The 12,983-nt window shown below is 56.7% G+C and carries 10 protein-coding genes and 1 tRNA gene; 1 reads left to right on the top strand and 10 read right to left on the bottom strand.

Annotated features, from left to right (window positions below; genetic code table 11):
- Positions 1-235 precede the first annotated feature (235 nt).
- A tRNA-Phe gene (locus tag HX778_RS06705) sits at positions 236-311 on the top strand.
- A 300-nt stretch (positions 312-611) separates the two neighbouring features.
- Here the strand turns inward: HX778_RS06705 and HX778_RS06700 are convergent.
- The 10 genes from HX778_RS06700 to iolG form a co-directional block, all read right to left on the bottom strand.
- Positions 612-1,010 carry a hypothetical protein gene (locus tag HX778_RS06700; protein ID WP_176981572.1) on the bottom strand — a complete coding sequence of 133 codons (399 nt, stop codon included), beginning with the start codon at positions 1,008-1,010 and terminating at the stop codon, positions 612-614.
- 97 nt (positions 1,011-1,107) lie between these two features.
- Positions 1,108-2,970 (bottom strand): bifunctional glutathionylspermidine amidase/synthase, encoded by a 1,863-nt coding sequence (gene gss / locus HX778_RS06695; protein WP_176981571.1) that lies wholly within the window; start codon positions 2,968-2,970, stop codon positions 1,108-1,110.
- Positions 2,971-3,175: 205 nt separating this feature from the next.
- Positions 3,176-4,000, bottom strand: a complete 825-nt coding sequence (iolB, locus tag HX778_RS06690; RefSeq protein WP_038478931.1) for a 5-deoxy-glucuronate isomerase — start codon at positions 3,998-4,000, stop codon at positions 3,176-3,178.
- A 9-nt stretch (positions 4,001-4,009) separates the two neighbouring features.
- Entirely contained in the window at positions 4,010-4,900 is an 891-nt protein-coding gene (gene iolE, locus HX778_RS06685) for a myo-inosose-2 dehydratase (protein WP_176981570.1), read from the bottom strand.
- A gap of 22 nt (positions 4,901-4,922) precedes the next feature.
- Entirely contained in the window at positions 4,923-6,824 is a 1,902-nt protein-coding gene (gene iolC / locus HX778_RS06680; protein ID WP_176981569.1) for a 5-dehydro-2-deoxygluconokinase, read from the bottom strand.
- A 9-nt stretch (positions 6,825-6,833) separates the two neighbouring features.
- Positions 6,834-7,967, bottom strand: coding sequence for a Gfo/Idh/MocA family protein (locus HX778_RS06675; protein WP_038478922.1), 1,134 nt, complete (start codon positions 7,965-7,967; stop codon positions 6,834-6,836).
- Positions 7,968-8,161: 194 nt separating this feature from the next.
- Positions 8,162-9,190 carry an ABC transporter permease gene (locus HX778_RS06670; RefSeq protein WP_038478919.1) on the bottom strand — a complete coding sequence of 343 codons (1,029 nt, stop codon included), beginning with the start codon at positions 9,188-9,190 and terminating at the stop codon, positions 8,162-8,164.
- Positions 9,191-9,201: 11 nt separating this feature from the next.
- Complete coding sequence (locus HX778_RS06665; protein ID WP_038478916.1) at positions 9,202-10,749, bottom strand: sugar ABC transporter ATP-binding protein; 1,548 nt, start codon at positions 10,747-10,749, stop codon at positions 9,202-9,204.
- A 51-nt stretch (positions 10,750-10,800) separates the two neighbouring features.
- Entirely contained in the window at positions 10,801-11,730 is a 930-nt protein-coding gene (locus tag HX778_RS06660) for a sugar ABC transporter substrate-binding protein (RefSeq protein WP_038478913.1), read from the bottom strand.
- A 35-nt stretch (positions 11,731-11,765) separates the two neighbouring features.
- The gene (iolG, locus tag HX778_RS06655) at positions 11,766-12,752 is read right to left on the bottom strand and encodes an inositol 2-dehydrogenase (protein ID WP_038478910.1); all 987 of its coding nucleotides are present in this window, start codon (positions 12,750-12,752) and stop codon (positions 11,766-11,768) included.
- Positions 12,753-12,983 lie beyond the last annotated feature (231 nt).

Genomic DNA, 12,983 nt, shown 5'->3' with positions numbered 1-12,983 from the left:
ACTTCGGAAGGTAATAGCAGCACGGACGAGCGCCATCCCGAAAGATGCATGGGAATTGAGAGTGAACATCAAGGCGCCCCGTAGTGAATAACAAAATTGGCGCAATCATGGCACCTTCTGCCAGGGGGTTCAATATGAAGTCTGTAACAGCCCGCACATAAATCATGCAAACGCACCGCGCTGTACAACAAAGCCATTGACGCGGAACGGGGTTTACGGTTTAATGCGCCCCGTTGCCCGGATAGCTCAGTCGGTAGAGCAGGGGATTGAAAATCCCCGTGTCCTTGGTTCGATTCCGAGTCCGGGCACCACTATTCAAAGAAACCAGCCTACGGGCTGGTTTTTTGCTTTCTGGCGTCTGGACTCTTCATCGAACAAGTCCGATTACTCGTATCATCCTGATACTCGCCCTACGGGCCAGCGCAAGCGCTGTTCAAACGCCTTCGGCGTTAGTCCGAGTCCGGGCAGCACTATTCAAAGAAACCAGCCTACGGGCTGGTTTTTTGCTTTCTGGCGTCTGGACTCTTCATCGAACAAGTTCGATTACTCGTATCATCCTGATACTCGCCCTACGGGCCAGCGCAAGCGCTGTTCAAAACGTTCCCGACGTTTTAGTATTCGCCGCATCTTGAACCACTAATTATTCGTTCTTTATCACCGTTTTTTATCGCCAGCTGAATAGCCGACATCTTGTTACTTTCCTTGATCGTTATTATCTCAGCACCAAACTCTCCGGTATCAATTAATCCAGTGCGCATCTGCATTTTGGCATTTTTCTTCCACTTATCGTTGTAAACAGGCGTGGTTTGAAAATTTAAATCAGTGCCATTAATGCTGACAGATAATAAATTGCCTCTTTCAGCATAGTTAAGTGGGTATCTGGATACACCACCCGCTACGACTTCCCCAGTGCTAATCTGTGTGTCCCGAATCAGAACACCAGTACATTGATCGGCCAATGCTGCACCAGAGATAATAAATCCTATAAAAACAGACAGTATTTTTTTCATCGAAAAACCACATCACACCAGAGTAAATAACAAACACATCAAAAAGATAAAGAGCCCCCCATCAATAACAGGGGACTCTATTGTTCATTTAAATAATCTATTTGTCTTTGACCACAATCAGAGGTTCGATATCGCTCTCTTTTTTAATCACCAGCGAATCATCCCCCCGCAGGCAGGTGCCACCGTAGCTGCCGCCAACCGTAAAGGTACAAACCTGGATGTATTTGCCGTCCACTTTCGGCAGACACCACAGCTGCTGATAGATATTCTTGCGGGCAACAAACTTGCCGCTGGTTTTATCCAGCAGCTCATCGTGGTGGCTTATCAAGTCGATGTTACTGCCGCACCGGCCTGCAATAGGCTTCACCGCATAGCCGGTTTTTGCCAACAACTCGTTCACCTCAAAATCCGTATCCAGCAGATAACGGTGATTCGGGAATAGCTGCCAGAGCACCGGCAGAATGGCTTTGTTACCGGGAATCACCGTCCATAGCGGCTCAAACACCAGCACTTCAGGGCGAAGCAAGACGTCGATCAGCCTGATCTCGTTTTGAGGGTGACCGGTACGGATAGGTACGGCGGCATATTCGGTTTCGCTGACCTCGCGAATTTGCTCAATCGCCGTTTCCCACGCCCAGGTCTTCCAGACGCAGTTCACCGCCCTGCCATCGCTATCAATAAGCTGCCCGGCGCTGTCCCAGCTTAGCTCGCCCAGGCCGTGCAATATTTTGGTGTCGAACCCGGCCTGCATCAGCGACCGCTGCATGAATAAGGCGTGATAATCCTCTTCCGAGTCGTTGTCCTGCATGATGTGGACAAACGGCCGGGCGCTGCTGTGCTTCCACGCGCCGGTAAGTTCCTCGAGCAGACCTTCGGCCGGATTATGCCCGGTGCCCCGGTAACCTGTCTTAACCCACTCTTCAAGAATCAGCCCACTCTCAGTGTGGCAGGAGGCAGAATCGGCGTTGTATTCGTACACTTTCAGCCCGCGTTCATCCATACAAAAATCCATGCGGCCGCTGACCATCTGGTGGCGACGCCACTGCCAGGAAAGCCGCAGGCGAGGCCAGAGAATTTTGGGGATATCAAAAAGTGCCAGCAAATTGTCGTCTTTCAGCACTTTATCCGTAGCATGCAGGTACATCAGATGCAGCTCGTTGGTGGCCTTAATCAGCTCCTGCTCGGCGCTTTCGGTAATGGTGAAATACTGACAGGGATCTTTATTAATAATGTGGCCATTGGCCTGTATATAGGCCCGCTGGAGTTCATCTTTTTCATTCAGCCATTTGCCGTCGAACTGGCGCTTGTTGGCCAGGCGAGCCCCGCCAATTTTTAACGCTTCACCGCCGATTTCTGGCTGTGGCTCACTGTGGGCCGTATCCTCAGTCTGAATCATCCAGCCGAGGATTGAGGTGTCGGTAAAGGTATCCTGCAGCGTGTAGCTCCCATCATGCTCAACCAGGGTTAACTCACGCGTCCATTGTTGCCCGGCGGGTAACGGCGCATGAATCACGTTCTGCTCGGCGATGCGCACTTTATTGCCGATAAGCTGAGTGATCACCGCGACATGGCCTGTTTCATGAAACTCACCGCCCTTCTGCCAGATAAGCAGCGCACCCGCTTCAGGCGCCCGTTTTGAGCCATTAGCAAAGGCCTGCAGCGGCAGAATATTGTCGTTCACCACCTGACGTAAAAAGCGCAGAGAAAATATTTCCCACGCCATATGGACATCGGTGAACACAAAGCCGTAATTGAGGAAGAGGAAACGGCGAGCAAATTCAACGCACTGCCATTTGTGGCCCATGTATTCGTTGCCGATGTAGCTGCGAAACTCGGCTTCTTCGGGGTAATTTTTTGGGTCGAGGCTGCCGTAATTAGAAGAGTAAATCGCTACGCCACCCGGCGCATAGCCCAGAAGTGTACCGAAGGGCGAATCGTGGTCTGGTGTTCCTGTATGCATGTTTCCAACCTAAATCAGGCAGGCGGCAAAGGTCACGCGGATTGTCGTCTGCACGTTAAAATTAACCTGACAGAGAAGGCGTCATCATACACCTCTGCCCACGGTTTTGTGCAGTCGCGCTTCGTTTAAACAAAACGTATTTCGGTAAGGTTTTACCCAAAGAAAAGGCCACCTCATCGGGCAGCCTTGATTAGCCTATTGTCAGCTACTCCTGCTGAGCGCCGTACTCGTTGCTGTTGATCCAGGCGTGATCTTTCTCCCAGGTAAACATCCACTTTCGTACCGGCCCCGCCATTACGTTCAGGTAGTAACTGTCGTACCCGGCCATCGTCGCCACCGGGTGGTAGCCTTTCGGCACTTTCACCACGTCTTTGTCGTACACCGCCATACACTCATCCAGAGCGCGATCGTCGGTGTAAACGCGCTGCATGCAGAAGCCCTGCGGCGGGTTGAGCCGGTGATAATAGGTCTCTTCGAGATAGGTCTCATGAGGCGGATTATCGACGTCGTGCTTGTGGCTTGGGTACGAGCTGGTGCAGCCCTCATTGGTATATACCTCCACCACCAGCAGGCTGTCGGCGGGCTTATCCTCGGGCAGAATATTGTGGACATAGCGCTGGTTGTGGCCTTTGCCACGCGCTTCGGCATCAATATCCTGCGGGGCGATAAGGCGAGTGGCATAGGTCCCTTTTCCAGGCGCGGAGCAAACGGCCAGCTCGAGCGCGGTAAGCGCCTGAACCTTAACCGGCTCGCCGGAAGTCACGTACACGGCCCAGGGTTTACGGCGTTCAAACGGGCTCATGCGGTCGCCGATTTCAGGGAAGCGGGCGAGCGGCGTATCTACCGTAGCTCGCCCCGCGACCAGCACCAGGCAACGCTCATCTTCCACGGCAGGCAGCTCCAGAATCTGCCCTTCCTGAAGCTGGTAAGCAGCAAATCCCACGTAGTCCCAGCCCGCGTTTTCCGGCGTGACGTCCTGCGTCTGCCCCTGCGCATCTGGCTGCTGCCAGCGGGAAAGTAATTCAGCCATTTACCCTCCTTAAATCAACCCAGCTTCACGAGCGAAGCGGCTCAGGTTAGCGTAGCCCAGCCGCGCGTAGGTCATCGGGTGCGCCACAGCAGGATCCTGCTCAGCTTCAACAACCAGCCAGCCCTGATAGCCCTGCTTTTTCAGCAGCGTCATGATCGGCGGATAGTTCACACAGCCGTCGCCCGGTACGGTAAACACGCCGCTTAGCACCGCATCCAGGAAGCTGGTTTTACGGTTTTTCACGTCAGCCAGCACGCCAGCGCGCACGTCTTTGCAGTGCACATGATTAATGCGTGAAATCCAGCGCTCGGCCACGGCCAGAGGATCGGCTCCCGCAAAGGTCAAGTGCCCGGTGTCCAGCAACAGCCCAACTTCCTGCCCGGTGTGAAGCATCAAATTATTAACGTCGTCTGCGCTCTCGATAACCGTGCCCATATGGTGATGATAGGCAATTTGCACGCCCTGCTGCTGCGTATACCGGGCAAACGCGGTGAGCTTCTCGCCGTACTCTTGCCAGCGTTCTGCCGGGAAACGAGGACGTAAATGCACCGGGGTTTGCTGTTCACCGTGAATACAATGAGTTACCTCGGCAAAGACCAGCACCTTCGCACCCAGCTCGCGGAGCAACGTCAGATGCGGCTGCACGGCTTCAATTTCCTCCTCCACGGAACGTTCCAGTAGCCGCCCGGAATACCAGCCGGAAACCAGCTTTAACGCATGCTTGTCGAGAATCGGCCCCAGCACGCCGGCCTCTCGCGGGAATTTATTCCCCAGCTCAAAACCTTCAAACCCGGCCTCTTTGCCCTCGCTCAGGCAGGTATCCAGCGGCGTGTCTGCGCCCAAAGAAGGCAAATCGTCATTGGTCCAGGTCAGGGGGTTAATGCCTAAATGCACGGTCATAATGCTCTCCTTAGTGTTTATGCTAGCCGCGCTCGCGCCACAGGGCGATCAGCCGCAGGTAATTGTCACGGATGCGTGCCACCAGCTGCGCATCGTCGATATCGCGTTTTAGCCAGGCCTGCGAGGCTTCGCCAAACAGCGTGCGCCCTACCGCAAAGCCTTTCACAATCGGGTAATTGGCTGCCGCGTTGAAACCGTCGCGCAGCACGTCGACCGGGGCATCCAGCCCGAGGATCACCACGCCGCGGCAGTGGGGATCGCGCTTCTCAACCAGCTCGCTCAGTGCGGCCCAGCCAGCGCTGGTCAGCGGCGGAAGCTTCCACCAGTCAGGGTAAATACCAAGGTTGTAGAAGCGGGAAACGGCTCTGAGATAAAGCTCGTCGCTGCGCGGCATATTCGCCGGCAGGATAACTTCCAGTAGCAGCTCGTGACCCGACTGGCAGCAGGCGCTGTACACTTCCGCAATCTTCTGCTCCTGCTCGAGGCGCAGGGCATGGGCGTCTTCCGGGTGGAAAAAGACCAGGCATTTAACGATGTGTTCCTGCGGCCAGCTAATCAGCTGCGAGCCTATGTTGCCGTGCTCCATTTCCAGCGGACGCGAGCCCGGCAGTTCAATCGGACGGCCAATCCACCAGCCTTCACCGGTGATCGAATTCAGCGCGTCTTGCCCGAAGGTGCCGTCGCACAGCAGACCGGCCTTGCCCTCCAGTTCGGCACGCTGAGCGGCATCACGGCTGGCCTGCAAAATCAGCTGTTTCAAAACCGGAATACGACGTAAATCCGCCCCGCTTTTGAGCGCCATCTCTTCCAGTTGGCTACGATGGTCGAAAGCCATCACGCAGAGTTCCGGCCACTGGCGGCGGCGAGTGGTGACGCGGTGCAGGTGGTTCAGACGAGCGTCGAGATCCGGGCGAGGCACCAGGTGCTCGCGCGAAAGATAGTCATCCAGTTCGATTTTGCTCGGCATCGCCGGAGCGCAGCCGTGGCGTGAAACTACCAGCGCGCCGCAGGCATTGGCATAGCGGCAGGCCTGCTCCCAGCCTTCATCATTAAGGTAGCCGCGCAGCAGCCCGGACATAAACGCGTCCCCTGCGCCCAGCACGTTGAGAACTTCCACACGCACGCCGCTGACGTTGATCCCGCCGTCCAGCGAATCAGGAATCAGCCCGAGGAATACCGAGCAGCCCTGCGCCCCGCGCTTACAGACCATCGCTGCATCCGTCGTCTGACGTACTTTTTTCAACGCCGCCAGCGTGTCGGTTGAGCCCCCGGCAATATGAAACTCCTCTTCGGTGCCGACGATGACGTCAAAAAGATGCAGAACGGATTGCAGCTGTTTTGTCACCTGCTCAGCTTCAACAAAGCGCGTCTCGCCGTCGCCAAGAGAGGCCAGCCCCCACAACACCGGGCGGTAATCGATATCCAGCACGGTGCGCACATCGTTCCGGCGGGCATAGTTCAGCGCTGTCAGCACCGCCTCACGGGTACGCGGATTAGAAAGATGTGTGCCGGTGATCGCCAGGCAGCGGGCGGAGGCAATGTACTCTTCGCTGAAATCATCCGCCGTAATTGCCATATCGGCACAGTTGTCGCGGTAAAAAATCAGCGGAAAAGTGTCGCGATCTTTGATGCCCAGCAGCACCAGCGCCGTCAGCCGATCTTTATCGGTGATTAAATAGCTGGTATCACAGCCGACCTGGCTAAGCTCTTCACGCAAAAAGCGCCCCATGTGCTCGTCGCCAACGCGCGCCAGCATGGAAGATTTCAGCCCCTGGCGTGCGGTGCCGTAGGCCACATTGCCGGACGAACCGCCAAGATAGCGGGCGAAGCTGCTGGCATCTTCCAGCCGCGCGCCAATCTGTTGGCTGTAGAGATCTACCGCGACCCGCCCCATGCAAATCAGATCCAACTGCTTTTCTTTCATGCTTCGTCCTCAGACAATGTCAGATACGTTGACCCAGCGCCCCTGCTGGTGAGACAGGGCGATAGCATCGAGAATGCGCGATACCTTCCAGCCCTCTTCAAAATCCGGCCACATCGGCTTATCAGCGGCAATGCCGTCGATCAGATCGCGCACCTCTACCGTTTTTTGATCGTTAAAACCGATGCCGTGTCCCGCCCCCATGCAGAACGAGCCGTAGTCCGGATGGGCCGGGCCAACCAGCAGCGTACGGAACCCCTGGCGGCCTTCCGGATCGCTTTGCAGATAAAGCTTCAGCTCCGCCATTCGCTCCTGGGTAAAGCTCAGTGCGCCTTTCGTGCCGGTGATAGTCCAGGTCAGCCCCATTTTTCTGCCGCTGGCAACGCGTGACGTTTCGATCACCCCCTGAGCACCGCCTTCAAAACGCACCATCGCGTGCGCCTGATCTTCGTTTTCCACGGCAACCATTTCGCTACTGCCCGCCGAAGCCGGGCGCTGCGGAACCACTATTTTCAAATCGCCGCAGACTTCGCGAATGTCGCCCACCAGGTACTGCGCCATATTGACGATGTGCGCCGCCAGATCCCCCAGCGCGCCAAGCCCTGCGGTTTCTTTGAAGCAGTGCCAGTGGATCGGCGAAAGCGGATCGGCCATATAGTCTTCGTTATGGGTGCCGTAGAAGTGAATCACTTCGCCAATCTCTCCGCGTTCAATAATCTGCTTTGCCAGCTGCGCGGTCGGGTTCTTCATGTAGTTGAAGCCGACCAATGTCTTCACGCCAGCCAGATCGGCGGCATCCACCATCAGCCGGGCATCGCGGGCGTTGAGCGCCAGCGGCTTCTCCGAATAGACGTGCTTGCCGTGGCGAATCGCCTCCAGCGCCATCTCTTTATGCAGATGATTTGGGGAGCAGATGTCCACCACATCGATGTTTGGATCTGCTACCAGCTCGCGCCAGTCGCCGGTGGAGCGATTAAAGCCAAACGCCGTAGCGCGTTTGGCCGCCAGCTCAGGCGTGACTTCCGCCACCATTTCACGGACCAGTTCGCCCTGCAGATCAAAAACCGTCGGCGCCTGCGCGTAGGCTATTGCGTGCGCTTTGCCGATGTAGCCGGTGCCGATTAAACCAATTCTGACCTTTTTCATGTGTTGTTCCTGAAGTCGTTACCTGTCCTTTACCCTCACCCCGGCCCTCTCCCTGAAAGGGAGAGGGGAAAACAGAGGCAGCGTTGAAAATATCCCCGCGCTTATCCCCTCTTCCCTCTGGGGAGAGCTGTAATGGTGTCCCCTCTTTTTTCCCCTCTCCCCTCTGGGGAGAGGGTTAGGGTGAGGGGCAATCCTTACAGCGCGCCACGGCGGTTCTTGGCGTAGGTATCAAACGCCACCGCCAGCACGATAATCAGCCCGGTAATGATCTGCTGGTAATAGGCCGAGACGTTCATCAACACCAGGCCGTTAATCAGGATCCCCATGATGATGGCGCCGATGATCGTGCCGCTGATCCGCCCGTAGCCGCCCATCAGGGACGTGCCGCCGATCACCACCGAGGCGATCACCCGCAGCTCAAAGGAGATCCCCGCCACCGCTTCGGCGCTGCCGAGGCGGGCGCTGAGCACAAAGCCCGCCAGCCCTGCGAGGCAGCCGATAACGACATACACGCTGACCAGCACGCGCTTAACGTCGACCCCGGCGAGACGAGCCGCTTCGGGGTTGCCGCCGATGGCATAGACGAAGCGTCCCCAGCGGGTTTTATGCAGCGCCAGATAGCCCAGAATCGAGACAATGGCGAAGATCCAGATAGGAATGGAGATGCCGAGCATTTCGCCGCGTCCCCACCAGCGGTAGCCCGCATCGAAACCGGCAATAGGCGCACCATCGTTAATCACCAGCGTCAGGCCGCGCCAGATAGTCATCCCGCCCAGCGTGACGATGAACGGCGGCAGGCGCAGGCGAGTGACGCCCAGTCCGTGCAGGAAGCCTATTAGCGTGCCAATAGCCAGGCAGATCCCAAGCCCCAACAGCCAGCTAAAACCGCCCCAGGCGTTGGGATCGACGGTAGTAAAGTTGTCACCCTTGATCACATAAGCCGCGGTCATTGCGCAGACCGCAAGGATCGAACCAACCGAGAGATCGATACCCGCCGTAAGAATGACAAAGGTCATACCCACCGCAATGATCCCGTAAATGGAAACCTCGGTCAGGATGTTGAAAATATTACGTTCGGACAGGAAGTTACTGTTCTGCGACTGGAAGAAAATCAGCAGCAGGAACATGAAGATCAGCACCCCGAAGCGCTCAAAGAAAGCGATCGGATCGAAGCGCGAAGCGCTTTTTGCCGGCGTCTGGCTTTTGGTAATCATCTGCGTCATGGGCTCCCCCGTTATGCGGCGCTTAAGGCGCTATGGTTGATGGCCATCAGGGTCATCAGCCGCTCTTCGTTGGCTTCATCGCCGTGCAGTTCGCCGGTCACCCGCCCTTCGCTGAGGGTGATTATCCGGTCAGACACCGCGAGGATTTCCGGCAGATCGGAAGAGATAACGATCACCGCCACGCCCCGCTTTGCCATCTCGAACAGTACCTGGTGCACTTCAGACTTGGTGCCAACATCAATGCCGCGGGTCGGCTCATCAACGATCAGCACCCGTGGATTAAGCGCCATACAGCGCGCAAGGATCACTTTTTGCTGATTACCGCCGGAGAGCTTGCGCACCTCCTGCTCGGCGTTAACCATTTTGATTTGCAGCGCCTGCCGATAGGACTCGATCAGCGCGTCCTCTTTACGTGGGCTAACGAAATAGCGCCAGGTCAGCAGCGACGAGAGGCTGGACAAAGACAGGTTGTCGCGGATCGACAGGCCAAGAACCGCGCCCTCTTTTTTACGATCCTCCGGCACCAGCGCGATCCCCTGCTCCAGAGCATGCATCGGGTTTTGCGGCTGATAGGGTTTACCGTCCAGCTCGAAGATGCCGGTGGTGAATTTGTCGGCGCCAAACAGGCAGCGGGCGACTTCGGTGCGCCCGGCGCCTACCAGCCCGGCGATGCCCAGCACTTCACCGGCATGCACGTGGAAACTTATATCTTTTAATGCGATACCGTGAGGATCGAGCGGCGGTTTTTCACGGCTGAGCCCCTTCACCGCCAGGCGAATGGGCTTGTCTTCATGGTGCGTGAGGCTGGCATCGCGGCGGTTAAACACCACGTCGCGACCGACCATCAGGCGAATAATTTGCTCCACGTTGGTGCCCGCCACGTCGCCGGAACCGGTATAGCGGCCATCCTGGAACACGGTGAAACGGTCGCAAAGCTGGAAGACTTCGTGCAGGCGATGGGTGACATAAATAATGCTAACGCCGCGACCTTTAAGCTCCCGCACCACGCGGTGCAGGCTTTCGACTTCGCTGTCGCTCAACGCGGCAGAAGGCTCATCCATAATGATCAATCGGGCATTCAGCGTCAGCGCTCTGGCAATCTCCACCATTTGCTGCTGGGCAACGCTCAGGCGGGCAACGGCGGTCGTCGGCGCTACGTTGAGCTGTAAATAGTCCAGAATGACCTGCGCTTCCTGGTTCACCGCTTTGCTGTCGACGATAAGATTCCGGCGGCGCGGCTCACGGCCAAGAAACATGTTTTCCGCCACCGTCATATTAGGCAGCAGGTTAAACTCTTGATAAATGGTAATAATGCCTTTGTTCTGGCGCTCCACCGGCGAGTCATCAACGGGCAGCGTTTCACCGTTAAACCAGATCTCGCCGCGCGTTTGCGGCTGTGCTCCGGCCAGCGCCTTTAGCAGCGTGGATTTTCCCGCGCCGTTCTCCCCCAGCAGGGCGTGAATTTCCCCCTGCCCGACGCTGAGCTGAGCGCTGCTCAGCGCCCACACGCCGGAGAAACTTTTCGCCAGGTCGGTCACTTTCAGTAAAGGTTGCGACATCAGACTGCTCCTCTGTTGCGCCCGTCCGCATCGGGACGGGCACTGTCAGATCTACTTGCCGGCTTCGCCGATACGCTCTGCTTGATCCAGGTTTTCTTTGGTTATCATCGTTGGCGCGTAATCTGCCCCGGTGATCGCCTTCTTCTCACGGATATTGGCCACCAGTTGGCTCATCGCCGTCTTCACCGCAAAACCTGGACGTTGATCGGCGGTTGCCGCCAGCCAGCCATCGCGCACGCGGGCCAGCGCTTCCGGCACGGCGTCAAAGCCTGTCACCAGCACTTCACCCGGCTTCATGCCCTGCCCCTGCAGCGCTTCAATGGCTCCCAGCGCCATATCGTCGTTGGCAGAAAGAATGACCTGAGGTTTTTTCGGCAGCGACGGCAGCACGCTTTCAACGATGCGCATACCTTCAGAACGCATCCAGTTTCCGGTCTGATCGGCGACGATCTTGTATTTATCGCCTCCGGCTTTCAGGCCATCACGGATCCCTTTAGTGCGCTCTATGTTGGAGGAAGAACCCGGCTGGCCGGTCAGCAGCACGATGTCCGCGCCGTCAGGGAATTTGGCTTTCACAAAGTCAGCCACCGCCTGGCCGCCTTTGTAGTTGTTGGCGCCGAAATGCAGCACCGGCTTTTCGCTGGCTACCGAGCGGTCGAGCGTGACCACCGGCAGATTAGCGTCCTGAATTTCTCCTACCGCGCTCGACACGGCGTTAACGTCATTCGGCGAAACGATAAATCCCTGCGCGCCACGGGTAATGGCGTTTTCCAGGTCGGCAGCCTGCTTAGGAGAGCTGCCCTGGCTGTCGAGCACCTGCAGCTTAACGCCCATCTCTTTGGCGGCCTGCACGGCGGTGCGCTGCATATGCACTTCAAACGGCATAGCGAGGTTTGGGGTGCTAAAAACAATCTGTTCGTTTTCGGCCAGCGCCGGAGCCGTGGTCAGGGCGATGAGGGCGGCGAGGATCAGCTTTTTCATTGTTATCTCTCTTCTATGTGTAGGGTCTTCGGAGGTTACAAAGCAACTTCGCGCTGGCTACGCAGTGACTCCAGCGCCTTGTCGGCCAGGTACAGGGCGCGTTCACCGTCATCGCCGCTGCACTCGGGTTTGGCCTCACCGCGCAGGACGGCAACAAAGTGCTGCCATTCGGCGGCGTAGGCATCTTTGTAGCGCTGGAGGAAGAAGTGTTCTGGCAACGCGCTGTTGTGACCGCCGTCGCCGAAGAACTGAACCTGATTTTCCAGAATATTGCCGGCGGTCAGCAGGCCCTTAGAACCGTGTAGCTCGAGGCGCTGGTCGTATCCGTAGGCCGAACGACGGCTGTTAACGATGGTGGCCAGCGCGCCAGAAGCGTATTTCAGGACGATAAACGCGGTATCGATGTCTCCCGCCGCGCCAATCGCCGGGTCAACCAGGTTGCTGCCCTGGGCGTACACCGAAACGGGCTCTTCACCCATGATGAAGCGAGCCATATCAAAGTCATGAATGGTCATGTCGCGGAACATCCCGCCGGAGACACGCACATATTCAGCAGGCGGTGGCGACGGGTCGCGAGAGATAATCACCAGCGATTCCGGCGTCCCGATGCGCCCCTGCAGCACTTCGTTTTTCACTTTACGGAACTGCGGATCGAAGCGGCGGTTAAAGCCAATGAACAGCGGAACATCACGCTCTTTAACGACTTTCAGGCAGTCACGCACGCGAGCCAGATCCAGGTGTACCGGCTTTTCACAGAAAATAGCCTTGCCGTGTTTGGCGGCAAGCTCAATCAGGTCCGCATGGGTATCGGTCGCCGAGGCGATCAGCACGGCATGCACCTCCGGGTCACTCATCGCCTGTTCAACGCTTTGCTGGCGAGCCTGGTATTTTTCGGCAATGCGCGCGGCGTTTTCTGCATTAGGGTCGACAACGGACCAGAGGGTGGAATGCGGATGGGCAGCAATATTGGCGGCGTGGATCTGGCCGATACGGCCTGCTCCTAGTAAAGCAATGTTAAACATGGCGGCTCCCGAAAGTGGTGTTGCAGTAGGGTCATGAGCCGGGCAGGCCGGCCTTCACGTGCAGCTGAATAACGACGCCTTAAATAAAACATTTATTTCATTTTAATGCAGAGTGAAAGTTTCATTTTTGCGCAGAGGTTAACATTTTGATGATTTATCGACTTCATTTTGCTAGCAAAATCACAACAACGGGTGAATTAACGCCTGCACAGAGAAGGGATTTGAGAGAGG

The organism is Cedecea sp. P7760, assembly GCF_013386425.1.
In the GTDB taxonomy this organism is placed as follows: domain Bacteria; phylum Pseudomonadota; class Gammaproteobacteria; order Enterobacterales; family Enterobacteriaceae; genus Cedecea; species Cedecea selenatireducens.
The sequence above is the reverse complement of the archived record's forward strand: the minus strand, read 5'-3'. Positions and strand labels throughout refer to the sequence as shown.

Excerpts from the sequence above, each read along its gene's own strand:
- HX778_RS06700 (WP_176981572.1), bottom strand. The coding sequence starts at position 1,010 with ATGAAAAAAATACTGTCTGTTTTTATAGGATTTATTATCTCTGGTGCA.
- gss (WP_176981571.1), bottom strand. The coding sequence starts at position 2,970 with ATGCATACAGGAACACCAGACCACGATTCGCCCTTCGGTACACTTCTG.
- iolB (WP_038478931.1), bottom strand. The coding sequence starts at position 4,000 with ATGGCTGAATTACTTTCCCGCTGGCAGCAGCCAGATGCGCAGGGGCAG.
- iolE (WP_176981570.1), bottom strand. The coding sequence starts at position 4,900 with ATGACCGTGCATTTAGGCATTAACCCCCTGACCTGGACCAATGACGAT.
- iolC (WP_176981569.1), bottom strand. The coding sequence starts at position 6,824 with ATGAAAGAAAAGCAGTTGGATCTGATTTGCATGGGGCGGGTCGCGGTA.
- HX778_RS06675 (WP_038478922.1), bottom strand. The coding sequence starts at position 7,967 with ATGAAAAAGGTCAGAATTGGTTTAATCGGCACCGGCTACATCGGCAAA.
- HX778_RS06670 (WP_038478919.1), bottom strand. The coding sequence starts at position 9,190 with ATGACGCAGATGATTACCAAAAGCCAGACGCCGGCAAAAAGCGCTTCG.
- HX778_RS06665 (WP_038478916.1), bottom strand. The coding sequence starts at position 10,749 with ATGTCGCAACCTTTACTGAAAGTGACCGACCTGGCGAAAAGTTTCTCC.
- HX778_RS06660 (WP_038478913.1), bottom strand. The coding sequence starts at position 11,730 with ATGAAAAAGCTGATCCTCGCCGCCCTCATCGCCCTGACCACGGCTCCG.
- iolG (WP_038478910.1), bottom strand. The coding sequence starts at position 12,752 with ATGTTTAACATTGCTTTACTAGGAGCAGGCCGTATCGGCCAGATCCAC.